Here is a 24,852-nt window from a genome sequence, read left to right on the forward strand (position 1 = left end):
CTGCCGTGTCTTGCACAGCACAACGCCGCCTTCGAGGGCGGCGTCTTTATTCTGGGTATTAAACGGGTTCCATCACACATTGCAGCGGGTGCTGACGCGCCCGCGCATACTGTCCTACCTGGGCAATGCGGGTAGCCGCGAGGTCTCGGGGATACACCCCGCATACTCCGCGACCTTCGTGATGCACTTGCAACATGATCCGCGTTGCCTCTTCATGGTTTTTATTGAAGAATTTTTGCAGGACTTTCACGACGAATTCCATCGGCGTGTAGTCGTCATTCAGCAGCAGAACCTGATACATCGGAGGCGGCGCGGCGCGTGCCGGTGCCTTCTCGACGGCCAAATCATGCTGGGTATCCAAGGTAGAACTCATAGGGCGGCTATTCTATTTAAACTGGGGACGCCTAACGCGCAACTTACTTAAAATTACACGCAGAAATACGTAGTTTCCATACTTGACGACACGAAGAAAAGCGGCGCATTATCAGCGCATTCTGGGGTTTTCAACTCATCGAAAATCTGACAGGAATTCGGAGGGGGGGACAGAGGTCTAGACCGCGATGCCCTTCTGTCAACATACGATTCAATGAGGCAGTCCGCATGTCTGATACGACCGCAACCGCCGTCCAAGGGGACAATCCCAAATCGACGGGTACCGTCAAGTGGTTCAACGATGCAAAGGGGTTTGGCTTCATTACGCCCGACGACGGCGGTGAAGATCTGTTCGCCCACTTTTCGTCCATACAGATGAATGGTTTTAAAACCCTGAAGGAAGGCCAGAAAGTGGCTTTCGAAATCATTCAGGGGCCTAAAGGCAAACAGGCGCTTAATATCACGGCGGCCTGAGTATCCCTTAAAGTGCAGCGGTAAGGCTGCACCATTATCCAGGCGGGGCTTTCGGGCCCCGCCTTGTTATTTTCTTTTTACTGCGCCAGTCATGCTGAAGAATGTGAAGTTATTGCCTGTCAACCCTACGTTGTTCAAGACAGCGTTCTTTAAACCAGCATTTCTGAAAGCACTGTCGGCGGCACTGGCCCCCACGGCGCTTGCGCTGACCGCGGGCGCCCAAGCGCAAACCGGTCCACAACCGCCCTTGCCCACCACGCAGCTTTCAGCGGGCATCCATATTATCCGCGCGGAAGTCGCCGATACCGACGCCACCCGCCAAAGCGGCCTGATGTTCCGCAAAGAACTCCAGGGCAACGACGGCATGCTGTTCGTGTTCGAGCGGCCGGACGTGCAGTGCTTCTGGATGCGCAACACGCTCTTGCCGCTCTCGATAGCCTTTATCGCCGACGACGGCACGATCGTCAATATCGACGACATGGCGCCCCAGACCGAAGACCCGCACTGCGCAAGAAAGCCGGTGCGCTATGCCCTGGAAATGGCCCAAGGCTGGTTCGACCAGCACGGCATCAAGGCCGGCCGGAAAGTCGACGGGCTGCCCTGATCGGCGGCCCCAGGGCGCCAGCGCCCCCTTCAGATACGGCAAGGGAGCCCCATGGGGCTCCCTTTTCGCTTCCGCCCCTGTCAAAGCAGCGGAAAAAACAACACTTCAGGCTTAGACGCGCTCGATGATCAGCGCGATGCCCTGGCCCACGCCGATGCACATCGTGCACAGCGCGTAACGGCCGCCCGTGCGGTGCAGTTGGTTGATGGCCGTGGTGGCCAGACGCGCACCAGACGCACCCAAGGGGTGACCCAGGGCGATCGCGCCGCCGTTGGGGTTCACGCGCGGGTCGTTGTCGGCAATGCCCAATTGACGCAGCACAGCCAGGCCTTGGGCGGCGAACGCTTCGTTCAGTTCGATCACGTCCATCTGGTCCAGCGTCAGGCCGGTTTGCGCCAGCACTTTCAGCGTGGCGGGCGCCGGGCCGATACCCATGATGCGCGGCGCAACGCCGGCGGTGGCCATGCCGACCACGCGGGCGCGCGGCGTCAGGCCGTGGCGGGCCGCGGCCTTTTCATCGGCCAGCAGCAATGCGGCGGCGCCGTCGTTCACGCCCGACGCATTGCCGGCCGTGACGGTGCCGCCTTCGCGGACCACGCCCTTCAGCTTGGCCAGCGATTCCAGGCTGGTTTCACGCGGGTGTTCGTCTTTGGAGACGACGATGGGGTCGCCCTTTTTCTGGGCGATCGACACCGGCACGATTTCGGCATCGAACACGCCTTCTTGCTGAGCGCGAGCCGTCTTTTGCTGGCTGGCCAGCGCGAACAGGTCTTGGTCTTCGCGGCTGATCTTGAAGTCGTCAGCGACGTTTTCGGCCGTTTCGGGCATGGAGTCCACGCCGTACTGGGCCTTCATCAGCTTGTTGACGAAGCGCCAGCCGATGGTCGTGTCGAAGATGGCGGCGCTGCGCGAGAACGCGCTGTCGGCCTTGCCCATGACGAAGGGCGCGCGGCTCATGCTTTCCACGCCGCCGGCCAGCATCAAGCCGGCTTCGCCTGCGCGGATGGCGCGGGCGGCGGTGCCGATGGCGTCCAGGCCCGAACCGCACAGGCGGTTGACCGTGGCGCCGGGCACTTCGATGGGCAGACCCGCCAGCAGCGTGGCCATGCGAGCCACGTTGCGGTTGTCTTCACCGGCCTGGTTCGCGCAGCCCATGATGGCGTCGTCCAGTTCTTCCCAGCGCACGCCGGGGTTGCGCGCAATCAGCGCCTTGATGGCAACGGCAGCCAGGTCATCAGGGCGCACGCTGGCCAACGCACCGCCGTAGCGGCCGAAGGGAGTGCGGATCGCATCACAAATAAAGGCATTCACGGTCATGGGAAGCTCGAAGTGAAGTGAAAAATTCGGGATCGGACGATCTTAGCGCACCGCATTTCGCGCCAAGTTGGTGCACAGTCGAGGTGTCCGCTACACGGACGGTGTCCGGTAGGTGTTCACCCTGATTGCGTGGCGGGGGGGGGGGGGGGCCCAACGCCGTCAGGCTGACGGCGCCTTGGACGGCGCGACGCCTGACTCGGCTTGCGCCGCGCGGCCCGCTTCTACCAAGGCTTGCCGACGGAAACGCCCCGCCGCCAAATGGTAGAACGGTTGCGGGCAGAACTGGCGCGACACGCCAGAGGCCAGCAAAGACCCCACCAGCAACCAGAACAGCATCGGCTGACTGCCTGTCATTTCCATCACCACCACGCTGGCCGTCAGCGGCGCCTGCGTGGCCGCGGCCAGGAAAGCCGCCATCGACACGAGCACCAGCACGCGCTGGTCAACGCCCTCGCCCGCGAGCTCCCAGATGTGCTGGCCGATGCCGGCGCCCGTGGTCAGCGCGGGCGTGAAAATGCCACCAGGAATACCTGCCCAATACGACGCGACGGTAGCCGCCAGCTTGGCCAGGCCGAAGCCGGCCGGCGCCGTGTCGTGGCCCGACAGCAGGTCGGCCGCCACGCCGTACCCGGTGCCGTAAACACTGCCGGCCGTGCAAAGGCCGATCACCGCCAGCACCAGACCCATGATGAAGGCCGTCCAGATAGGATGCGCGCGGATCCAGGCGCGCCAGGCGGCCGGTGCGGCGCCGGATGCGCCTTTGCCGAGCAGCCGCGCGAAGATGCCGCCCAGCGCGCCGTTGATCGCGCCGCAAATGACGATCCACATCACCATGCCATGGGCCAGCGGCGCGCCGCCGAACACGCCGAAGTACGGGTTGTTGCCCTGCACTGCCACCACCAGGAAGCCGGCGGCCAGCACGCCGATCAGGACCAGGCGCTGCCAACGCAGCACCGTGCCGCGCCCCAGCTCTTCGATGGCGAAGATGACGCCGGCAAGCGGCGCATTGAAGGCAGCAGCCAGCCCGCCCGCCGCGCCGGCGGCGATCAGTTCATTGGAATGGAAGCCGCGCAACTGCACGCCACGACGCTTCCAGAAGTCGCCCCAGGCCAGCATCAGCGCGGCGCCCACTTGCACCGACGGGCCTTCGCGCCCGATCGACGCGCCGGCCAGCATGCCGAAGAACGACAGTGGGATCTTCCATAGCGTTTGCGCCAGCGACACCAGGCTGCTTTGGCTGGGGCCGGGAGGCAAGGACAGCGCGCCGATGACTTGTGGAATGCCGCTGCCCGCCGCGTTCGGAGCAAAGCGCAGCGTCAGCCAACGCAGCGCGGCCAGGCTGAATGGCAGCACCAGCAAGGCAAGCCAGCCATTGTGGCCCACCCATTCGCGGTTCCAGTCCAGCGCCTTGTCGGCCAGATACGCAAACCCCAGCGACATCATTGCGACCAGACCCGCACCGCCCAGCAGCAGCGCCATTTGCAGGCTCTTGCGCGACAAGCGGTTGATCTGGCGCACCTTGCGCCGCATCAGGCGGCGGGCGGCGGTGGTGGTCCGGCGAAAAGGTTCGGTCAGGCTCATGGGCTGCTGGCGTGCGGCGCAAAGTGAGTAACCTTACCACTCTCACCTGACCCGCAGCCCACAAGTGTCAGCAGAAAATCACACCGCCGGAAGCAGTCGAGCTTGCGCGATGTGCGCCGAGCTCGCGCTCGACCCCGCGCCCGCTTCGACCTTGAAGCGGCGCACTTCCTGCGCCAGACGCCCGGCCTGCTCCTGCATGCTGGCGGCCGCTGCCGCCGCCTCTTCGACCAGCGCGGCGTTCTGTTGCGTCACGGAGTCCATCTGCGATACGGCCTGGTTGACCTGGCCAATACCCGCCGATTGCTCTTCCGACGCGCTGGCGATGTCGCGCACCAACACCGCCACCTGACGCACGCTGTCGACCACTTCGCGCATGGTGCGGCCGGCTTCGTCGACCTGGCGCGTGCCGCCTTCGACGCGCGCGGCCGACTCATCGATCAAGGCCTTGATTTCCTTGGCGGCCACCGCCGAACGCTGCGCCAAGGTGCGCACCTCGCCCGCCACCACGGCAAAGCCACGGCCTTGTTCGCCCGCGCGCGCCGCTTCCACGGCGGCGTTGAGCGCCAGGATGTTGGTCTGGAACGCAATACCGTCGATCACACCCGTGATATCGGCGATGCGGCGCGAACTATCCGAGATCGCGCTCATGGTCTGGACCACGCCATCCACCACTTCACCGCCACGCACCGCCACGGTAGACGCATGCGTCACCAGACGGTCGGCCTCGGTGGCGTTGTTGGCGTTTTGCTGCACGGTGCTGGTCAGCTCTTCCATCGACGCCGCGGTTTCTTCCAGCGACGAGGCCTGCTCTTCGGTGCGTTGCGACAGGTCGGAGTTGCCTTGCGCAATTTGCGACGACGCCGATGCGATGCTTTCACAGCCGTCGCGCACGTCCGCCACGATGCGGGCCAGGCTTTCGTTCATGGCCTTGAGCGCGGCCATCAGCTCGCCCGTTTCGTCGCGCGTGGCAACCTGGATGTTGGTGGTCAGGTCACCCGCGGCCACCTGGCGCGCGGCCTTCACGGCTTGCTCCAGCGGGCGCACGATGCCGCGCGTCACCAGCCAGCCCAGCAGCATGCCCACCACCACGCCGGCCACGGCCAGGATGATCATTACCGCGCGCACGGTGTTGTACAGGTTCGTGGCCACATCGACGGATTGCGCGGTGGACTTTTCCTTGCCCACGGCCAGGTCGGTCATCAGGTCGTCAAGCTTTTGCGACGAGGTGATGACGCGCTTTTCGATCTCGGCAACTTGCGGATCCGTCTGCGTCAGCGACTGCGATTTCGCGGCGGCGAAGAACGCTTCCGACTCACGCTTCCAGACCTGCTCGGTCTCGACGAACTGCGCCAGCAGGCGCTTGCCCTCTTCTTCGTGGAAATTCTTGGCGGCCTTGTCGCGCAGCACGTCCATGTTCTTGACGGCCTCGTCGAACTGCTTCTTCAACGCCTGACGGTCCTGATCGGTGCTGGCGGCCAGATAGCCGCTGCGGGCACGGCCCGCGTAGATCAGGTGCAGATTGGATTCTTTCAGATCCGAGATGCCCCGCAGCTCGGTGTCGTACAACCGGTCATTCAATTCGTTGATGCGAGACAGCCCCCAAACCCCAAAAGCCCCGATCGCACCCCCAATTACCGCCACGAGCAAAAACGCGCCCGACAGGCGCGCCCCGATGCGCAAGCCTGAAAATAAGCGAAACATGCTTCCCTTCCCTGTAGTTACCCCGGTTGTGAGCGGGCATGCCGCAATCCGTTGGCCCCGTGGTTCAGCCCCCCGACCGTTGGCAACAATAGAGGCAGGAAACCCTAGGGATAACCCTAGATAAAAGCATGTTTCGTCGTCATTTCCCTGGAATGAAATCGACAATCGACAGGGTTTTGTAAGCTGAATTTTTCCTGAATAGGAATAAAAAAACCCCTTGGCAATGCGCAAGGGGTTTTTTGGTGCAAGCCAGCGGCGTGGAAGCCGAGGCTTGTTTCTTTACCGATCAGGCAAAGTTCTTGGCGGCGAACTCCCAGTTCACCAGGGCCCAGAAGTTTTCCAGATACTTGGGACGCGCGTTGCGGTAGTCGATGTAGTACGCGTGTTCCCAGACATCACAGGTGAGCAGCGGCGTGTCGGCCGTGGTCAGCGGGGTGGCGGCGTTGCTGGTGTTGACGATGTCAACCGAGCCGTCGGCCTTCTTGACCAGCCAGGTCCAGCCCGAACCGAAGTTGCCGGCTGCCGACTTGTTGAACGCTTCCTTGAAAGCGTCGAAGCTGCCCCACTTGGCGTTGATGGCGTCAGCCAGCTTGCCCGAGGGTGCGCCGCCGGCCTTGGGGGCCAGGCTGTTCCAGTAGAACGTGTGGTTCCAGATCTGGGCGGCGTTGTTGAAAATGCCACCCGAGGACTTCTTCACGATGTCTTCCAGCGACAGCGTTTCGAATTCCGTACCCGGGATCAGGTTGTTCAGGTTCGTGACGTAAGTCTGGTGATGCTTGCCGTAGTGGAACTCCAGCGTTTCCTTGGAAATGTGGGGAGCCAGGGCGTCGAGTTCGTAAGGCAGGGGGGGAAGAGTATGTGCCATGTGTGGGTTCCTTCTGTTGAGTGCACGATCAAGCCGGTCAATTGTATCGGCAACTAATGAGGATACCGCGTTAACCCCGTGCCCGCGCGGGGTTAACGCGCCGCATCCGCCAGAGCAATGGTCTGCGTTGGAATGTCATTGGCCGGCATGCCGCGCCAAGCAGGGCTTAACCGGCGTCGCGCGTCTTGCGGGTCTGCCGCACGTCGACCTGCGCGCCGCCTTGCGCAAAGCTAAGGTCCAGCGCCTGCCCGGCTTCCAGGGCGGCGGCGTCGCGCACGATGCGGCCGTCGGCGTCACGCGCAATGGCGTAGCCGCGCGCCAGGGTGTTGCCCGGATCAAGCGCGCGCAATTGCGCCGTGGCCGAGGCCAGGCGGTTGCGGCCCTGCACCAGCAGGCGGGCATGCGCCTGGCCCAGGTGGCGCGCCGCGTTGGCCAGGCGGTCGGCCGCGCGGCGGGTGTCGGGCGCCCGGTGCGACAGGCGCTGTGTCAGCAGATTGACGCGAGCGGTACGCCGGTCTTGCGGGCCGGACCAGGCGGACGCCAGGCGAAAGCGCAGGCTGTTCAAGCGTTCGCGCTGGTGCTCCAGCCGTTGCGCGGGCGACACCAGTTGCCCCGCCGCACGGTCCAGGCGCTGCGCGGCGCGCTCCAGGCGGCGTTGCTGGCCGCGCGCCATGGCCTGGGCGGACTGCATGACCTGGCCCAGCAATTCAGAGCGCGGCACGCAGGCAAGTTCCGCCGCGGCAGTGGGCGTCGGGGCGCGCACGTCGGCCACGAAGTCCACGATGGTGAAGTCGGTTTCGTGGCCCACGCCGCTGATCACGGGAATCTCGCTGACTGCCACCTGGCGCGCCAGGTCCTCGTCATTGAAACTCCAGAGGTCTTCGATGCTGCCCCCGCCCCGCACCAGCAACAGCGTGTCCACTTCGGCACGCGCATTGGCAAGGCGTACCTGGGCAGCCAGACGGCTGGCGGCGTCCGCCCCCTGAACTGGGGCCGGATAGATGATGACCGGCACCTGCGGCGCCCGGCGAGCCAGCGCCGACAGCACATCCCGCAACGCCGCCGCGTGCAGCGAGGTGACGACGCCGATCGCGCGTGGCAGCCGGACGGGCTCGCGCTTGCGGGCCGGATCGAACAGGCCTTCGGAGGCCAGTTGCTCTTTCAACCGCAGAAATGCTTCATACAAGTTGCCCAGCCCGGCGCGGCGCATGGCATCGGCCTGCAACTGGTAGTCGCCACGGGGCTCGTAAAGGGAAACCCGGGCGCGGATTTCGACCTGATCACCCGCGCGCGGCACAAAGCCCACTGCGTTGGCGCGGCTTCGGAACATGACAGCGCGCACAGAGGCCCGGCTGTCCTTGAGCGTGAAGTACCAATGCCCGGATGCCGCCTGCGTGAAGTTGGAAATCTCGCCTCGCACCCACAACGCCGGAATGCTGCGCTCCAGCAATTGCCCTACTGCTTGGTTTAGCTGGGCAACTGTCAGGATATCCCGCGTGAATGCGTTGTTTGTGACTGCAAGTTCAATTGTCATGAGGCTTCCCGATGCGTATCTGTCCACAGGTCACGCGGAGCGGGCCGCCATGATACCGTTTCCAGCGAATTTTGCAGCGACCGCCCCGAAAGCCAATAAAAAACACGCAAGGCACTGATTTAAATGAGGTTTTTTATTAAACCCGGCTGCGCGATTTTGAAGCAAACAAGCGCAAGCCCTGTGCCCACAAGCGTTCCGGGGAAGTTTTGCACAGAATTATCCACAATTTCTGTGGATAATTCCGGGGGTTCCCCGCCTTGCCACAAACCCGCCGCGCCGTTACAGTTTCGGCTTGATCTGATTCCAAGGCGCGAGCGCTTCGCTGCCCTGGCCCCCGGGAGTTGAACGCTTTGCTTTCCATTTTGCGCGAGGCCGGCTGGCCTATCTGGCCCCTGCTGGCGACATCCGTGCTGGGACTGGCGCTGATCTTCGAGCGCTTCTTCTCCCTGCGCCGCAGCCTGATCCTGCCCCGAGGGCTGAACGATCAGGTGGTGGACATGCTGCGCAACCGCCAAGACACCCCTGAAGCCATCAACCGGCTGGAACGCAATTCGCCGCTTGGCCGCGTGCTGGCCGAGGTGATGCGTCACCGCCATCTGCCGCGCGAAGAACTGCGCAGCGTGGTCGAAGACACCGGGCGCGCCGTCGCGCACGACCTCAGCCGCTACATCCCCGCCATTGGCACCATTGCCGTCGTGGCCCCGCTGATGGGCCTGTTCGGCACCGTAGTCGGCATGATCGAAATTTTCGGTTCGTACACGCCAGGCGGCGGCGACCCCGCCCAACTGGCGCGCGGCATCTCGATTGCGCTGTACAACACCGGCTTCGGCATCCTGATCGCCATTCCCGCCATGATCGCGCATCGCTACCTGCGCGGCCGGGTCGACGGCTACCTCAGCGCCATGGAGCAATCGGCCTCGCGGCTGGTCCGCGCCTTGTCGCCGACGCCCCCCGTGCGCGAGGGGCGTTCATGAATTTCCGTGGTGCCCGCGGCGAGCGCGACGAGCTGGACATCAACCTGATTCCGCTCATCGACGTGTTGCTGGTCATCCTGATCTTCCTGGCGGCCACCACGTCGTTCACGCGATTCACGCAGTTGCAGGTGACGTTGCCCCAGGCCTCGTCGGAACAGGACACGCCCCCCGCACTGGAAGTGGCGGTCAGCCAGGACGGGCGCTACGCGCTGAACGGCACGCTGATCGACGTCTCCACGCCGCCGGAAATCGCCGACGCGCTGCGCCAGGCCGCGGCCGGCAAACCCGATGCGCTGGTCATCATCAACGCCGACGCCCAGGCCACCCATCAATCCGTGATCAACATCATGGAAGCCGCCCGCCTGGCCGGCATTGGCCGCGTCAACTTCGCCGCCCAGACTTCACGGTGAGCACCCCGCGTTCGTCCCCTTCGCTGCTGGCGCGCCAGTGGCAGCACGGCGGCTGGCTGTCGGCCCTGCTGCTGCCGCTATCCGCCCTGACGGCGTGGGCCGTGGCCAGAAAACGGGCCGCCTACCAAAGCGGCGCCAAACCCAGCTACCGCGCCCCCGTGCCCGTCGTGGTGGTGGGCAACATCTATGTTGGCGGCACGGGCAAGACGCCCGTGGTGATTGCCACCGTGCAAGCGCTGCGCGAACGTGGGTTTACGCCCGGCGTGGTCAGCCGGGGCTACGGCGTGAAGATCGGCGCGCAGGCCCGGGTCGGCGTCGGCGCCTTGGAGCCCGCCCGCTTTGGCGACGAACCCGCACTGATTGCGCGCGCCACGAACGCCCCGGTGTCCGTGCACCCCAAACGCGCGCTGGCGGCCCAAGCCTTGCTGAAAGCCCACCCCGAGGTGGACGTGATTGTCTCCGACGACGGCCTGCAACACCTGGCCCTGGCCCGTGATGTGGAAATCGTGGTGCAGGATGAGCGCGGCGTGGGCAACGGCCGGCTGCTGCCCGCCGGACCATTGCGGGAACTCGCCAGCCGCTTGCGCGAGGTGGATGTGGTCGTCACCAACATCGGCACGCCAGATGGCAGCCCGGCCGACACGGGCAACGCCCGCCCCCACCCGGTGCGCATGTGGCTGGAACCTGGCGACACCCGCAACATCGAAAACGGGGCAACGCGCCCGCTGTCCGCCTATGCAGGGCAAGCCCGCATTGCGGCGGCGGCCGGCATCGGCAATCCGGAACGCTTTTTCACGACGCTGCGCGCGGCGGGGATCACGCTGGACGCGACGCTACCCCTGCCGGACCATCACGATTACGCCGATTCCCCTTTCCAGGCGATGACGGCGGACACCATCCTGGTCACGTCCAAGGACGCGATCAAGTGCGCCGCGTTGCACGACGCGCGCCTGTGGGAGGTGCCGGTGCAGGCAGCGTTTTCGGATCCCCAGCTGTTCGATTGGCTGGCGCAACGTCTGCGCCAGCCCGCCCACGCTTAAAAGAACGCGGGCTTGGCGGTGCCGCGGCGCTGCGCATGGTCCTGCAAGGCCTTGCCGCGCGCTGACGCGGCGCGTATGCGGATCAGGGCCAGGGGCGCATGCACCAGAACCAGCAGCGCGGCCAGCAGCAACCATGCCATATGGGCGACGGACGGCCAGGGGTTGTCCAGGCTGCGCGAGGCATCCACCGTGATTGCCGGCGCACCGGAAGCATCACCGTCCACGCCCACCACCAGGCCGCCAACCTTGAACGGCATGGCGCCATCCGGCAGGAACATGCGCACCTGCTGTTGCCATTCGGCCAGGGCGTCCGCCGTGCGGGTCCGTTTCAACTCGGGCAACAAGGCATACGGGCCCGGCAGCACGTTAAGCACAAGGCCCCCTTTTTGCGTGTCCATTGCAAGGTCCGACGCGCGGTACAGTGCAGCCCGGACGGCGGGTTCGGCGCTGGCACGGGCCAGGCGCCGAGCCTCTTCGACGGAGCGGGACAACATCAAGCCTTCGTCGCCACGGCCTTTCGCCGTCAAGGCCCCCGCTTCCACCAATTTGAGCAACTCGAGCCATTCTCGCGGCTCTTCCCTGGCCAACGTAACGCTATCGACAAAGGCGCGCTTAAGCCGATCGCAAGCGGCGATAGCCTCGCCGGAAACGGCCTCGCAGGCCGTTTCGATGCCCAGCACCGTGTTGCTCAGTCCCACCACATTCACCACCGACACCGACCGCCCGTTGTACAGCCCCATCTGGTTATTACGCATTTGGCCGAGGACTTGGCCCTTCACCAGCATATCCATCATCGGATTGGGTTTGGTCCTGAGGAAATCACCGGAATACAAACGCAACAGCGGCTCATCAATCTCCAACTGCGCGGCTTGAGGCTGGCCCCCACCCCAGCGCAGCCGGCTGCAATCGAATGCCGCCCCGCCCCCGCTGAACTCATCGGCTCGGACCAGCTCGCACCGCGCGCGGCCTTGCAACGCCACCAAGGTACCGAAGCCCGGAAGATCTTTCTTGAACTCCGCGGCCGAGTCATAAGAGCGCGGCTGCGCGCCGCTGACCCAGGCGCGCGTCAGTGCAGCATCCGCTTTCAGGTTGTCGGCCGTGATCCACAATGCCGCGCCGGCCAGCAGTCCGACCAGCGTCAACGTCACATGCCGCCCCCAGTAGACGCGCGGGAACAGGCGTTGCTCTTCGTCCAGAGAGTGACTGCCGCCCAGACGCACGACGGAGTAGTCCTGCACCCGCATGTCGACGTCGACGCGGCCGTCGTCCGGCAGCACCAGGTTGCTGCGCCAGTGTTCCGGCAATTTGATCGGCAGCTTGTCGCCCAGGAAAAGCTGCGTGGACACGGCCTGCGTGTTGTCCGGATTGGTCAGCACGATAGCGTTCAGTTCACCGCGCGCACGATTGACCTTCTGGGGTGCGTCGGGCGCGCGACGTCGCCAAGTCAGCCACAGGGCCAGCACCGCCAGCGCGGTCGCCGCGCCGGCAAACGCCAAGCCGCCATCCGCCGCCGTCACAGCCAGACAAATGAAGGCCAGCAACCAGACCACCGACACCCAGAAGGCGACGCCCGGTTGCTGGCGCTCGGCGATTTCGGCAGGCGTTTCGTCGCGTTGGCTCAGAATTTCCACCCGTACCACATCGGCCAGGCTGTGTTCTCCCTTTTCGCCGAGCTTTTCGCCCTGCTCGCCCGCCGGGCCTGCATCGGGCTCTTGCGGCACCACGTCCTGCAACGCTCCAAGCTTGCCGCTGGACCATTGTTGGTCCTGCTTCTGACGGCGTTGATCACGTTCCCGGCCCCCGGCGATGTCGAATTCACCGTTCAATGCCACGACGATGGCGAATTTCTCGGTCATCACGACGTCAGCAACGTTATCCTCGCGCAGATAATTCCGCGCGTCGTACGGCAACACCACATCGACGCCGCCCAGCGTGTCATGCATGGTCGACCCGCCCTGGCCGGTTTCGAGCCCATGTCGCACGAATGCGCCCTTCAGCGGGAACACGCGGTCATTGACCAGGCTGGCCGTTTTCTTGGGATTCGCGGGGAACACAAGGAATGGCTGCACCAAGGCGGCCTCTTCGGACGTCATTGCCCGCAGCGACTGACCCTCATGCTTGAGCTCACGCAGCGCGCCTTTGTTATCGCTGCGCCGCATCATGTACGTGATCCAGCTGATCAACGACCAAACCAGAATGATCAGCATCAATCCTAGCTTGAGGGTGTTGGAATCCATCTTGCTATCTTCCTCCGCATAGAACGCGGCGGATGATAGCGCTGATGCGTCCCATATTTTGAGACGGATAATTCAATTCATGACATTAATTAACCAAGCGCGTATGCACGCGATTCCGACTTCGCGAAAATCAGACCTGCTCCCCAGGCAAGCGGGTCCTGCCCCACGCAAACTGTTTTAGAATCGCGGTCATGGAATCCCGACTTCTCGACATCCTCGTCTGCCCCTTATGCAAGGGCCGCCTCGAACACGACCGGCAGCAAGCCGAACTGGTTTGCCGTGCCGACCGTCTGGCTTTCCCGATTCGTGACGGTATTCCCGTCATGCTGGAGTCGGAAGCCCGCGTCCTGGACGAAACCGTCTCCTCCTGACCGCCGCACCGTGAGCTTCATTGCCCTGATTCCGGCGCGCGCCGCCTCGACCCGCCTGCCCGACAAACCGCTTGCCGACATCGCCGGCAAGCCGATGGTCGTGCGTACCGCCGACCGCGCCGCCCTCTCGGGCGCGTCGCAACTGTTCATTGCCACCGACGACGTCCGCGTCCAGGCGGCCGCGCAGGCGCATGGCCTGACCGCCCTGATGACGCGCGGCGACCACCCCACCGGCACCGACCGGCTGGCCGAAGCGGTGGAACAGTTGGGCCTGCCCGACGACGCCATTGTGGTGAACGTGCAGGGCGACGAACCGCTGATCGAACCGGAACTCATCGACGCCGTCGCCGCCAAGCTGCTGGCCTGCCCCGAGGCGGATATCGCCACCTGCGCCTGTCCGCTGGCCGACGCCGAGGCGCTGTTCAACCCGAATGTGGTGAAGCTGGTGTGCACCGCGGATGACCGCGCCATGTATTTTTCGCGCGCCCCCATTCCCTGGGCCCGCGACGCGCTCGCCAGTGGCGAACGGGTGCTGGCCGACGGCCTGCCCGCCTGGCATCACATCGGCCTTTACGCCTACCGCGTGTCGTTTCTGCGCCGTTTCCCGACGCTGCCGCAAGGCATGCTGGAACGGTTCGAGTCCTTGGAACAACTACGCGCCATGGAACATGGCCATCAAATCGTCGTACACCGTACGTTCAACCCTCCCGCGGCAGGCGTAGATACCCCGGCTGATCTGGAGCGCGTGCGACGGTTCTACAGCAAACAGATGTAAGGGTTATTCCCATGGCGCAGCCCCGCATTGGCTGCTGCGTTGCGGCATAATTCCCCGGATCACAAAAAATAAACCCCATCAGGAGCACTCATGCGTCTCATCTTGCTCGGACCTCCCGGCGCCGGCAAAGGCACCCAGGCCGCGTTTCTCACCCAACACTTCGGCATTCCTCAAATCTCCACCGGCGACATGCTGCGAGCCGCGGTGAAGGCAGGCACGCCCTTGGGTATTGAAGCCAAAAAGGTCATGGATGCCGGCGGTCTGGTTTCCGACGAGATCATCATCGGCCTGGTCCAAGACCGCCTGAAGCAGCCCGACTGCGCCGGCGGCTACCTGTTCGACGGCTTTCCCCGCACCATCCCGCAGGCCGACGCGCTGAAAAGCGCCGGCGTCAAGCTCGACTACGTGGTGGAAATCGAAGTGCCCGAAGAAGACATCATCGAACGCATGAGCGGGCGCCGCGTGCACCAGCCCAGCGGCCGCAGCTACCACGTGCGCTTCAACCCGCCCAAGGTCGAAGGCCGCGACGACATCACCGGCGAAGAACTGATCCAGCGCGACGATGACCGCGAAGAAACGGTGCGCCATCGCCTGTCCGTCTATCGCGAACAAACCCGTCCCCTGGTCGATTACTACTCGACCTGGGCGCAGCAAAACGCCGCCGAGGCTCCCAAGTACCGCAAGATCTCGGGCGTGGGCGCCGTCGACGAAATCAAGTCGCGCCTGTTCGAAGCCGTCAAGAGCTGATTGGCGCTTTGATGGCCCAAAGGCCTTCGGCGCCGGCTGGACGCAATGCGCTCCGGCATCGGCCCGAAGGCCTTGTCGCATTCGGCGCCTGCCGCGCCGCTTTCATCCCCTTGAATTGAACTGGTGGTAGAGACATGGAAATCGCGAACAAGGTATTCATCGTTACGGGTGGCGCGTCCGGATTGGGCGCGGGCACCGTGCGCATGCTGGTCGAAAACGGCGCCAAGGTCGTCATTGCCGACGTGCAGGACGAACCCGGCCAGGCCCTGGCCAAAGAGCTGGGCCAGCGCTACGTGCATTGCGACGTCACCCAGGAAGCCGACGGCAAGAGCGCCGTGGCCGCCGCGCAAGAGCTGGGCGCCCTGTTTGGCCTGATCAACTGCGCGGGCGTCGCTCCCGCCGCGAAGATCGTGGGCAAGAACGGCGCGCATCCGCTGGATCTGTTCCAGAAGGTTGTGTCGATCAACCTGATCGGCAGCTTCAACATGATGCGGCTGGCCGCCGAAGCCATGAGCGCCAACACGCCCGAGCCCACCGGCGAACGCGGCGTCATGATCAATACCGCATCGGTTGCTGCATTCGACGGCCAGATCGGTCAGGCGGCTTACGCCGCCTCGAAGGCCGGCGTGGCCGGCATGACGCTGCCGATCGCCCGCGACCTGGCCAAGACCGGCATTCGCTGCATGACCATCGCCCCGGGCATTTTCGGCACGCCGATGATCTTCGGCATGCCCCAGGAAGTGCAAGATTCGCTGGCCGCCAGCATCCCCTTCCCCGCCCGCCTGGGCCGCCCGGAAGACTACGCCAAGCTGGTCCACAGCATCGTCACCAACGATATGTTGAACGGCGAAACAATCCGCCTGGACGGCGCCATCCGCATGCCGCCGAAGTGATGTAGTACAAAGGCCGGCCCACGAAGTGGGCCGCCTTTTTATGTGACAGTCTTCACGTTTCACGCAGTCGTTTCGGGCCGGCCCGCACTTTTTTTACGTAGTACCCATCCATGAGCCTGTTTCGTTCGGCGGCCACTGTCAGCAGCTTTACCCTGCTGTCCCGCATTTCCGGCCTGATCCGCGACATCCTCGTCGCCCGCGCGTTTGGCGCCGGCCCCATCACTGACGCCTTCTGGGTCGCCTTCCGCATCCCCAACCTGCTGCGGCGCTTGTTCGCCGAAGGCGCGTTCGCCCAGGCGTTCGTGCCCATTCTGGGCGCCGCGCGCAACCAGCGGTCGGAAGAAGAAGTCCGCATTCTGCTGGATCGCGTGGCGCTGCTGCTGACCGCCGCGTTGATGCTGATCACCTTGATCGGTATCGTGGCCGCGCCCTGGGTGGTGTCGGCCATGGCCAGCGGCCTGCGCGGCGCCGCTCGCGATACCGAATTCGGGGCGGCCGTCTGGATGACGCGGATGATGTTCCCCTACATCTTCTGCATGTCCCTGATTGCCTTCGCCTCGGGCGTGCTCAACACCTGGCGCCGTTTCGCTGTGCCGGCCTTCACGCCGGTGCTGCTGAACCTGTCGATGATCGCCGCCTGCATCTGGCTGGCCCCGCGCATGGATGTTCCCGTCTATGCGCTGGCGATCGGCGTGATGATCGGCGGCGTGGCGCAACTGGCCGTACAGTGGGTCGCCCTGGCGCGATTGGGCCTGACCCCACGCTTTTCGCTGCGCTTTCGCCAGGCCTGGGCCGACCCCACCGTGCAGCGCATCCTGAAGCAGATGGCGCCCGCCACGCTAGGCGTGTCTGTGGCGCAGATTTCCTTGCTGATCAACACCAATATCGCCACGTGGCTGACGCCGGGCAGCGTCACCTGGCTGTCTTTCGCCGACCGGCTGATGGAGTTCCCCACCGCTTTGCTGGGCGTCGCATTGGGCACCGTGCTGTTGCCCAGCCTGTCGGCCGCCCACGCCCGCGACGACCAGGGCGGCTATAGCGCCCTGCTGGACTGGGGCCTGCGTCTAGTGCTGTTGCTGGGCCTGCCCGCCGCCGTGGGCATGGCGTTGCTGTCGGACGGCCTGGTGGCCACCCTGTTCCATTACGGCGCGTTCGCCGCGGACGACGTGCTGCAAACGCGCCTGGCCGTGATTTCCTACTCGGCCGGCTTGATCGGCCTGCTGGCCGTGAAGATTCTGGCCCCCGGTTTCTACGCCAAGCAGGACATCCGTACCCCGGTCAAGATCGCCATCGGCGTGCTGATTTTGACGCAGTTGATGAACCTGGTGCTGGTACCCATCATGGCCCATGCCGGCCTGGCGCTGGCCATCGGCCTGGGCGCCTGCCTGAATGCACTGGCCCTGCTGATCGGCCTGCGCCGCCGCGGCGTGTATCAGCCCGGCCCTGGCTGGACCGTGTTTGCGCTGCGCCTGCTGCCGGCGCTGGCGGCGCTGGCCGCCCTGCTCTGGTACGCAGACGGCAAGATCGACTGGATCGGCTTGCAGGCCCATGCGGGCTTGCGGGCGGCGTGGCTGGGTGGCGTCCTGGCGGCAAGCGGCGTGGTCTACTTCGGAATGTTGTTACTCTTTGGGTTCCGACTTAAAGACTTTGGCCGTCGTCCAAAAGCCTGATTTCATCCCTGCGGGCGACATTCCCACCAAAAAGCCGGCTTCGCGCCGGCTTTTTGCATTAGATTCGTCAAGAATTGACAAGCGGCCGGTAATCTTTGGTAAAAAACCTTTATTATTTACAAATTGCCATCGAAAGGATTCCCGCGCGGCTTGCGTGCGGGAAGATGAAGTGAAGTACGCCCAAGGACAACCCATGGCGGACCAGGTGATCAATTGGTTGCTCTTGCTGCGCTCTGGCAAGGCAACCGCGCAGGACTACAACGACTTCCTGGCGTGGCGTGCGGCTGACCCTCTCCACGAGAATGCCTGGCAGCAACTGACCGGCACGCTCGCAGGGTCGACGTTCGGACGGCTTGGTGACGCTTACCCCGCAGCGGGTTACGCCACCGGAGCCGCGCCTGCCGCGCCGTCGCTGATCCCTCCGCCCCCGGCCATCGTGCCGCCCCGACGCCGTTTTCTGACCGGCGCGTTGGCGCTCGCCAGTACCGGTGCCTGCGCCGCCTACGTCGGCAACGCCTTCTACCCGCTCAATAACGTGGCCGCGGACGCCGCCACGGCAACCGGCGAACGCCGCCGTTACCTGCTTTCGGACGGCAGCCAACTGCTGCTGGACGCCCGCAGCCGAGTCGACCTGGACTTCACCCCTGCCTACCGCCAAGTCCGTTTGCTGGACGGCGCGGTGACGGTTTCCGTTGCCCCCGACGCGCGCCGCCCCTTCCTGGTACAGACGGCGGAAGGTACCGTTCGCGCGCTTGGCACCCGCTACATGGTGCGCCAGCAGGCACAGCGCACGGTGGTGGTGGTGCATGAGCACGAAGTCGAGGTCGAAACCATGGCTGGCGCCCACGGCACCGTCCGCGCCGGCACCGGGGCCCGGTTTGATGTATCCCGCATGGACATCCCGCGCGCCGAACTGATGGCCGAAGCGGCGTGGGAATCCGGCTGGGTCGACGCCCGGGGCCGCCCGTTGGCGGAAGTGATCGCCGCGCTGCGCCCCTACCGCACGGGCACGTTGCGTGTGTCCATGGCTGCGGGTGGTTTGCCCGTGTCGGGGCATTTTCCGCTGGACGACACCAACGCCGCGCTCGACGCGCTGCAAGAGATGATGCCCATCAACGTGCGGCGTTTTACGCCCTGGTTCGTGTCCATCAACGTCGCCACCTGACAACGCTATGCCGCGCGCCTGTGCCTCGGGCTCGCTTCGTTGTATACTCGGTACCGTATTTTTATCCAGTAGGCGCCGCGGGTTTTCCTCAAGGCTTTGGTTCTAGGCTTTAGCAGGGATTATCCGAAAGGGTTCACTAGCTAAAACACTTTAGCTAGAACTCTTTAGCCCCAGGGACTTTTCTTCCCCAGCGCCCCCCGCCCGGTTGACGGGCGCTCCATCGACAGATCTGACATTAAAAGCTTGCAATCCCACGGGGACTTGCTAAAATGTTGGACTTTGCCGAATTCAACTTATATAGCAACATGGCCAATACCGCCCAAGCCCGCAAGCGCGCTCGCCAATCCGTTGAGCGCAACAAGCACAATTCCAGCCTGCGCTCGATGCTGCGCACCGCCATCAAGCGCGTTCGCCAATCTATCGCCGCTGGCGACAAAGCTGCGGCTGGCGACGTGTTCCAGAAGGCCTCGAGCGTGATCGATCGCGTGGCTGACAAGAACATCATCCACAAGAACAAGGCTGCTCGCCACAAGAGCCGCCTGGCTGCCGCCATCAAGGCGCTGGCCTAAGATTCTGCCGCCCCGCTTTTTGGGGCGTCATGAATACGGCAAATGAAGAAGGATGCCCCCGGGCATCCTTTTTTGTTTTCTGCTGGTTTTGCAACGGTTTTGTCGAAATCCAGTTTCGCCTAATGCGCGCCGGCATACGTATCCGCCAGCCTGGCCTTGATGGCGTCAGCGGCATCGGATAGCGCTGCCATGAACCCATCCACCAGCGGATTGGCCGGACGATGCTCCGGAAAGACGGCGTTGACGCGAAACGGCAATGAGCGGCGCAGCGGCCGGATGTGCAAGCCGCGACCCGCGAAATCCAATGCCGTCAGCGGGTTCACGATAGCCAGGCCCAGCCCGAGTCGCACGAACGTGCAAACCGACACCGCTGTGGGCGTTTCAACGATGGACCGCCGCAACACCCCCGCTTCCGCAAACGCTTCGTCGATCTGTAACCGATAGGGATCGTTGGCCGACAGGCTGACAAAAGCGTGCCCTTCGAAATCCGCCAGATCGATTTCCGCGCGCGCCAGCAGCGGATGCCCGTCCGGCAGCACACATACCTCATCCACCTGCAGCAGCAGCCGAACCCGCGTGCCAGCCGGGGCGGCGTCGTGTTCGGTCAGGCCCAAATCGTAGCGCTGCGCTGTCAGCCACTCTTCCAGAAACGGCGATTCCTGCGTTTCCACTGACAGGCTTACCCCCGGATGCAGGCCATGAAAGCGCCGAAATGCGTCGGGCAGAATGGAATGCGAAAAGGCAGGCAAGGCGATCACCGACAACTGCCCGCCCCGGAACTCGCGCAGCCGCGCCGCGGCCGACACCACGCGCTCCAGGCCCGCATAGGACTGCCGGATCTCGTCGTAGAGCGCCAGGGCGGGCATGGTGGGTCGCAGGCGGCCGTGTACGCGCTCGAATAGCGCAAAGCCAATGCCCTGCTCCATGCGGGCCAGTTCGCGGCTGACGGTGGGCTGCGAGGTGCTCAAGAGCTCGGCGGCCCGTGTCACGCTGCCGGCGATCATCACCGCCCGGAACACTTCGATATGCCGGTGCGTCAGCACGCCACGCCCCATATCAGGAATGAATGGATCTTCAACATATAAGCATTTTACTGGATGCCTTGAAACCGGCATCATTCCGCCTGCTTTCAACTCTTCCATTCAAGGTCAGCCCGTCATGGCATTCGATCCGCGCCAACTCACCCAACTCGCCACGCAGCATGGCACGCCGCTATGGGTGTATGACGCCGCCGTCATCCGCGAACGCATTGCGCAACTGCGCCGCTTCGACACCATCCGCTATGCGCAAAAAGCGTGTTCCAACCTGCACATCCTGCGTCTGATGCGCGAGGAAGGCGCGGTGGTCGACGCCGTATCGCTGGGTGAGATCGAACGCAGCCTGGCCGCCGGCTTCGACCCCAAGGGCGAGCCCGAAGGCATGGTCTTCACGGCCGACCTGATCGACCACGCCACCTTGGCCACTGTGCTCAAGCACGGCATCACCGTGAACGCCGGCTCGCTGGACATGCTGGACCGCGTGGGCCAGGCCTCGCCCGGCCATCGCGTGTGGTTGCGCATCAACCCCGGCTTTGGCCACGGCCACAGCAACAAGACCAACACCGGCGGCCCGCAAAGCAAGCACGGCATCTGGATCGACGACGTGGCGCAAGCCGTGTCTATCGTGCGCCGCCACGGGCTGAAGCTGGTCGGCATCCACATGCATATCGGCTCGGGCGTGGACTACGGCCACCTGTCCAGCGTCTGCGACGCCATGGTCGACGTGGTGCGTTCGCTGGACCATGACATCGAAGCCATCTCGGCTGGCGGCGGCCTGTCCATTCCTTACCGCGATGGTGAACCGCGCATCGATTGCGACCACTATTTTGAACAATGGGATTCGGCCCGCAAGCGCGTTGAACAGTTCCTGGGCCATGACGTCCGGCTGGAGATCGAACCGGGCCGCTTCCTGGTGGCCGAAGCCGGCGTGCTGGTCACCGAGGTGCATGCCGTCAACCACCGCCCCGAGCGCGACTTTGCCCTGGTGGACGCGGGCTTCAACGATTTGATGCGCCCGGCCATGTACGGCAGCTTTCATCGCATCTCGGTACACGCGCGCGACGGGTCGGACCCGCAGGGCGTGGCCGAAACGCGCATCGCCGTTGCCGGACCGCTGTGCGAATCGGGTGACGTGTTCACGCAGGAAGAAGGCGGCGTGATGACCGACCAGTTGTTGCCGCAGCCGCGCATTGGCGACTTCATGGTCATGCACAACGCGGGCGCATATGGCTCGTCGATGTCATCGAACTACAACAGCCGGCCGCTGGCGCCCGAGGTCTTGCTGGATAACGGCGAAGCGCGTTTGATCCGCCGTCGCCAGACCGTCAGCGAATTGCTGGCGCTGGAGGACTGAGCACTAAGACTCAGCAAGAAAATCAAACCACACGCCCCGCCTTGTTCGCGGGGCGTGTCGCATCAAGCCCTACGCAATCAAGTCGGGAATGCGTCGCGCAAGGCAAACGTGGCTTGCTTGAACACGCCCAGGTCCGTACCCACGGCAACAAAGTGCATGCCCATGTCCAGATAACGCCGCGCATCCGCATGCACGGGTGCAAGGATTCCCACGGCCTTGCCCTGGGCCGTCACGCGCTGATGCAGATGGCGGATGGTTTCTTGCACTTCCGGGTGGCCGGGATTGCCGATGTGGCCCAGCGCGGCGGCCAGGTCCGACGGGCCGATGAACACGCCATCCACCCCTTCCACGGATGCAATCTCGTCCACCGCCTCGATGCCCGGACGGCTTTCAATCTGCAGCAGCACGCAGATGTTGTCGTTGATGGTTTGCAGGTAGTCCGGCACCGTGCCATAGCGGTTGCTGCGCTGCGCGCCCGCCACGCCGCGCATGCCCTGCGGGGGATAGCGGGTAGCCGCCACCGCCAGGCGCGCGTCAGCTTCGGACTCGATGAACGGAATCAGCAAGTTGTAGAAGCCGATATCCAGCAGGCGCTTGATCTGCACCGGATCATTCCACGACGGCCGCCCGACGGCGGCGCTGGCGCTGCCCTGCAATGCCTGCAACTGTTGCAGGAACATTGGCACCTCATTGGGCGAATGCTCGCCGTCCAGAAGCAGCCAGTCGAAGTCCGCCAGCCCGACCAGCTCGGCCGTGATGTGGCTGGACATGCACATCCAGAATCCGATGAGCCGTTCGCGGGCAAGGATGCGTTGCCGGAAGCGGTTGGGTAAGGGAGAGTTCATTGCTACCTTCGTCTGTGCAAGATAAAAATCCGAAAACCTGAAAGAACAGGCCGGGCCGAAACCCGGCCGCCCCGCGTCAATCCATGCGAGCGCCCGACGCCTTGGCCGCCTTGCCCCACTTGCTGATTTCGTTATCGACGAACGCCGAGAACGACTTCGGGTCGTCGCCCACCACGACAAAGCCCACGCTCTCCAACTTTTGCCGGATGTCGGGCGAAGACAGCGCTTTGACGGTTGCCTGGTTCAAGCGCTGGATCACGGCAGGCGGCGTCTTCGCGGGTGCGGACAAGCCAAACCAGGATTCCGCCGAGAAGCCCGGGTAGCCCGATTCCGCCACCGTGGGCGTGTCGGGATAGGCCGGGTTGCGCTTGGCGCTGGCCACGGCCAAGGCGCGCAATTTGCCCGATGTCACCTGCGGCAGCAGCGTGTCCTGATTCAGGAACATGACCGAGACGCGCCCGCCGATCATGTCGGTAATGGCCGCGGCGCCGCCCTTGTACGGCACATGCACCAGGTCAATCTTGGCGTCCTGCTTAAGCATTTCCATGGCCAGGTGGCCCGACGAGCCGCTGCCCGAGCTGGCATGCGTGTACTTGCCCGGGTTCTCGCGCGCCAGCTTGATGAAGTCGGCGAAAGTCTTGCCGGGAAAATCCATGTTGGCGACCAGCACATTCGGGCCGGTGGCCAGCAGCGAGATATGCGCGAAGTCGCTGTTGCGATACGGCATGTTCTGGTAGATGGCGTAGCTGATGGCATTGGAGCCCACGCCCGACAGCAGCAAGGTGTAGCCGTCCGGCTCGGCCTTGGCCACCACATCCGAACCGATGTTGCCGTTGGCCCCGCCCTTGTTTTCGACGATGACGCTCTGGCCCAGTTCTTTGGAAAGCTCGGCCGCCAACAGCCGGCCCACCGAGGCGGTGCTGCCGCCGGCCGGGAACGGCACGACCAGCTTGACCGGCTTCGTTGGCCAGGCGCCGGATTGCGCCATGGCTGCCGCGGGCAGCAGCGCCGCGGCGCCAAGCGTGGCCGCGGCAAGCACGGCAAGGCGTCTGCGCGCCGAGGGTTTGGGTTGTTGCATGGTTGTCTCTTCCGTATGGTTTTTCTTAGGGTGTGAGCCCGGTGACCGGGTCTGGTGTTAGGGGTAAAACAATTCGGGCACAACAAAGTCAGCGCAACAAACAAACCGCTTGCGATCAGATATCGTCCAGCAGATAGGGCGTGCCCGCGCGTTCGCAGATGCCGCGCAGGCGCTCGGCCAATGCCGCCGAAATGGGGATGCCGGCGCGCAACCGGCGCGCGCGCTCGGCCGCTTCGGGTTCACCCGCCACCAGCACCGGCTCATCGGGGTTGGCCGGCGGCGTGTCGTGCAGCGAATCGATCATGTCGTCCATATCGGATTCGAATGAGCCTGCCGCGCGGAACGCATCGGGGTTCAAGGCCAGGAAGAAATGGCCCACGTCATCCGGCTCGCCTGGTTTGCGCGTCGGTGCGCGGCGCGCGGCAAACGCGCTGCCGCTCAGCGTGCCGCCAAGTATCTGCGCCATCATCGCCAGGCCGTAGCCCTTGTGGCTGCTCATGGCGGGCGTGCCACCCAAGGGCGTCAGCCCGCCTTCGGGATGTTTGAAGATGAATTGCATCGCGGCATCGGCGTCCGTCACGGCGCCGCCCTGCCCGTCCACCGCCCAGCCGGGCGGCAGCGGTTTACCCAGGAAGTCATACACCTTGACCTTGTTCGCGGCGACGGTGGTGGTGGCCATGTCCAGCACGAAAGGCTCGTTGTGCGCGGCCGGTGCGCCGAACGCAATGGGGTTGGTGCCCAGCATGGGCATGGCGCCGCGCGTGGGCACCATGATGATGCCGTTGGCGCTGCTGGTGACCAGCCCGACCACGCCGCGCTCCACCGCAATGCGCGCATAGACGCCGGCCGCGCCGAAGTGATGCGAGTTGCATACCGACACCGCGCCCACCCCGTGTTCCAAGGCCTTGTCCACGGCCAGGTGCATGGCCTGCGCGGCCACCGGATAACCCAGGCCACCCATGCCGTCGATCAGCGCGCTGGCGCCACCGTCGCGCACCACCTTTGCGCGCGCGTCCAGCCGCAAGGAGCCGGCGCGCCATTTTTCCTCGTAGGAAGGCAGCATCGAAATGCCATGTGAATCGATGCCCAGCAGATCCGTCTGCGCCATCAGGCCGGCGGTGGTGTGCGCCAGGTCCTCATCCATGCCCCATGCTTGCAGCACCTGCAAGATTTGTTCACGCACCTGCTCTACCGGCACGTCCCTGGCTGTTGCTCCGTTGCCTTGCACTGGTTTGTCTC

General features: G+C 64.3%; 24 protein-coding genes. 13 read left to right on the forward strand and 11 right to left on the reverse strand.

The window, feature by feature from the left end:
• Positions 1-58: 58 nt before the first annotated feature.
• Complete coding sequence (gene clpS / locus ACE04A_RS02315) at positions 59-373, reverse strand: ATP-dependent Clp protease adapter ClpS (RefSeq protein ID WP_006220276.1); 315 nt, start codon at positions 371-373, stop codon at positions 59-61.
• Positions 374-600: 227 nt separating this feature from the next.
• Between clpS and ACE04A_RS02320 the strand changes: the two genes are divergently transcribed.
• Entirely contained in the window at positions 601-846 is a 246-nt protein-coding gene (locus ACE04A_RS02320) for a cold-shock protein (protein ID WP_006220277.1), read from the forward strand.
• 91 nt (positions 847-937) lie between these two features.
• On the forward strand, positions 938-1,450 hold the full coding sequence (locus ACE04A_RS02325) for a DUF192 domain-containing protein (protein WP_485819825.1): 513 nt from the start codon (positions 938-940) through the stop codon (positions 1,448-1,450).
• Positions 1,451-1,561: 111 nt separating this feature from the next.
• Here the strand turns inward: ACE04A_RS02325 and pcaF are convergent, their stop codons facing one another.
• The 5 genes from pcaF to xseA all read right to left on the reverse strand — a co-directional run bounded on the left by pcaF (position 1,562) and on the right by xseA (position 8,448).
• A complete protein-coding gene (gene pcaF, locus ACE04A_RS02330) occupies positions 1,562-2,767 on the reverse strand; it encodes a 3-oxoadipyl-CoA thiolase (protein WP_100856362.1) in 1,206 nt (401 codons plus the stop codon).
• Between the two features lie 159 nt (positions 2,768-2,926).
• Positions 2,927-4,348 carry a chloride channel protein gene (locus ACE04A_RS02335; protein WP_279996356.1) on the reverse strand — a complete coding sequence of 474 codons (1,422 nt, stop codon included), beginning with the start codon at positions 4,346-4,348 and terminating at the stop codon, positions 2,927-2,929.
• Positions 4,349-4,426: 78 nt separating this feature from the next.
• A complete protein-coding gene (locus ACE04A_RS02340) occupies positions 4,427-6,049 on the reverse strand; it encodes a methyl-accepting chemotaxis protein (protein ID WP_259246248.1) in 1,623 nt (540 codons plus the stop codon).
• Positions 6,050-6,335: 286 nt separating this feature from the next.
• Positions 6,336-6,914 carry a superoxide dismutase [Fe] gene (gene sodB / locus ACE04A_RS02345; protein ID WP_050445200.1) on the reverse strand — a complete coding sequence of 193 codons (579 nt, stop codon included), beginning with the start codon at positions 6,912-6,914 and terminating at the stop codon, positions 6,336-6,338.
• A 166-nt stretch (positions 6,915-7,080) separates the two neighbouring features.
• Positions 7,081-8,448: an exodeoxyribonuclease VII large subunit gene (xseA, locus tag ACE04A_RS02350; RefSeq protein WP_438859095.1), complete on the reverse strand. Its 1,368-nt coding sequence runs from the start codon at positions 8,446-8,448 to the stop codon at positions 7,081-7,083.
• Between the two features lie 350 nt (positions 8,449-8,798).
• Between xseA and ACE04A_RS02355 the strand changes: the two genes are divergently transcribed.
• Genes ACE04A_RS02355 through lpxK form a run of 3 tightly spaced genes read left to right on the forward strand, consistent with a single transcriptional unit; the run spans position 8,799 to position 10,872 of the window.
• A complete protein-coding gene (locus tag ACE04A_RS02355) occupies positions 8,799-9,422 on the forward strand; it encodes a MotA/TolQ/ExbB proton channel family protein (protein ID WP_259246246.1) in 624 nt (207 codons plus the stop codon).
• Positions 9,419-9,832, forward strand: a complete 414-nt coding sequence (locus ACE04A_RS02360) for an ExbD/TolR family protein (RefSeq protein ID WP_100856366.1) — start codon at positions 9,419-9,421, stop codon at positions 9,830-9,832. Before ACE04A_RS02355 ends, ACE04A_RS02360 begins: the two co-directional genes overlap by 4 nt.
• On the forward strand, positions 9,829-10,872 hold the full coding sequence (gene lpxK / locus ACE04A_RS02365) for a tetraacyldisaccharide 4'-kinase (RefSeq protein WP_448715958.1): 1,044 nt from the start codon (positions 9,829-9,831) through the stop codon (positions 10,870-10,872). The genes ACE04A_RS02360 and lpxK overlap by 4 nt, the downstream gene beginning before the upstream one ends.
• Here the strand turns inward: lpxK and ACE04A_RS02370 are convergent.
• Positions 10,869-13,109 carry an IgaA/UmoB family intracellular growth attenuator gene (locus ACE04A_RS02370; protein WP_448715957.1) on the reverse strand — a complete coding sequence of 747 codons (2,241 nt, stop codon included), beginning with the start codon at positions 13,107-13,109 and terminating at the stop codon, positions 10,869-10,871. The genes lpxK and ACE04A_RS02370 overlap by 4 nt on opposite strands.
• 191 nt (positions 13,110-13,300) lie before the next feature.
• On the opposite strand from ACE04A_RS02370, the gene ACE04A_RS02375 reads away from it, so the two are divergent.
• From ACE04A_RS02375 to rpsT, 7 genes are all read left to right on the forward strand, one after another.
• Entirely contained in the window at positions 13,301-13,480 is a 180-nt protein-coding gene (locus tag ACE04A_RS02375; protein ID WP_100857804.1) for a Trm112 family protein, read from the forward strand.
• Positions 13,481-13,490: 10 nt separating this feature from the next.
• Positions 13,491-14,255, forward strand: coding sequence for a 3-deoxy-manno-octulosonate cytidylyltransferase (kdsB, locus tag ACE04A_RS02380; protein WP_259246243.1), 765 nt, complete (start codon positions 13,491-13,493; stop codon positions 14,253-14,255).
• A 90-nt stretch (positions 14,256-14,345) separates the two neighbouring features.
• Complete coding sequence (gene adk / locus ACE04A_RS02385) at positions 14,346-15,002, forward strand: adenylate kinase (protein WP_259246241.1); 657 nt, start codon at positions 14,346-14,348, stop codon at positions 15,000-15,002.
• Between the two features lie 134 nt (positions 15,003-15,136).
• Entirely contained in the window at positions 15,137-15,895 is a 759-nt protein-coding gene (locus ACE04A_RS02390; RefSeq protein WP_100856370.1) for a 3-hydroxyacyl-CoA dehydrogenase, read from the forward strand.
• Positions 15,896-16,005: 110 nt separating this feature from the next.
• A complete protein-coding gene (murJ, locus tag ACE04A_RS02395) occupies positions 16,006-17,565 on the forward strand; it encodes a murein biosynthesis integral membrane protein MurJ (protein ID WP_259246240.1) in 1,560 nt (519 codons plus the stop codon).
• A gap of 193 nt (positions 17,566-17,758) precedes the next feature.
• Positions 17,759-18,730, forward strand: coding sequence for a FecR domain-containing protein (locus ACE04A_RS02400; RefSeq protein WP_259246239.1), 972 nt, complete (start codon positions 17,759-17,761; stop codon positions 18,728-18,730).
• A 305-nt stretch (positions 18,731-19,035) separates the two neighbouring features.
• Positions 19,036-19,299 carry a 30S ribosomal protein S20 gene (gene rpsT, locus ACE04A_RS02405; protein WP_025135824.1) on the forward strand — a complete coding sequence of 88 codons (264 nt, stop codon included), beginning with the start codon at positions 19,036-19,038 and terminating at the stop codon, positions 19,297-19,299.
• 119 nt (positions 19,300-19,418) lie between these two features.
• Here the strand turns inward: rpsT and ACE04A_RS02410 are convergent, their stop codons facing one another.
• Positions 19,419-20,342, reverse strand: coding sequence for a LysR family transcriptional regulator (locus ACE04A_RS02410; RefSeq protein ID WP_259246238.1), 924 nt, complete (start codon positions 20,340-20,342; stop codon positions 19,419-19,421).
• A 115-nt stretch (positions 20,343-20,457) separates the two neighbouring features.
• On the opposite strand from ACE04A_RS02410, the gene lysA reads away from it, so the two are divergent.
• Complete coding sequence (lysA, locus tag ACE04A_RS02415; protein ID WP_448715953.1) at positions 20,458-21,690, forward strand: diaminopimelate decarboxylase; 1,233 nt, start codon at positions 20,458-20,460, stop codon at positions 21,688-21,690.
• Positions 21,691-21,767: 77 nt separating this feature from the next.
• Here lysA and garL read toward each other — a convergent pair whose 3' ends face one another.
• The 3 genes from garL to ACE04A_RS02430 all read right to left on the reverse strand — a co-directional run bounded on the left by garL (position 21,768) and on the right by ACE04A_RS02430 (position 24,841).
• The gene (gene garL / locus ACE04A_RS02420) at positions 21,768-22,535 is read right to left on the reverse strand and encodes a 2-dehydro-3-deoxyglucarate aldolase (protein WP_259246236.1); all 768 of its coding nucleotides are present in this window, start codon (positions 22,533-22,535) and stop codon (positions 21,768-21,770) included.
• Between the two features lie 76 nt (positions 22,536-22,611).
• A complete protein-coding gene (locus tag ACE04A_RS02425; protein ID WP_485819826.1) occupies positions 22,612-23,613 on the reverse strand; it encodes a tripartite tricarboxylate transporter substrate binding protein in 1,002 nt (333 codons plus the stop codon).
• 115 nt (positions 23,614-23,728) lie between these two features.
• Entirely contained in the window at positions 23,729-24,841 is a 1,113-nt protein-coding gene (locus tag ACE04A_RS02430) for an Ldh family oxidoreductase (protein ID WP_259246234.1), read from the reverse strand.
• Positions 24,842-24,852: the final 11 nt, after the last annotated feature.

The sequence above is a fragment of the Achromobacter colocynthidis genome, from assembly GCF_057334535.1.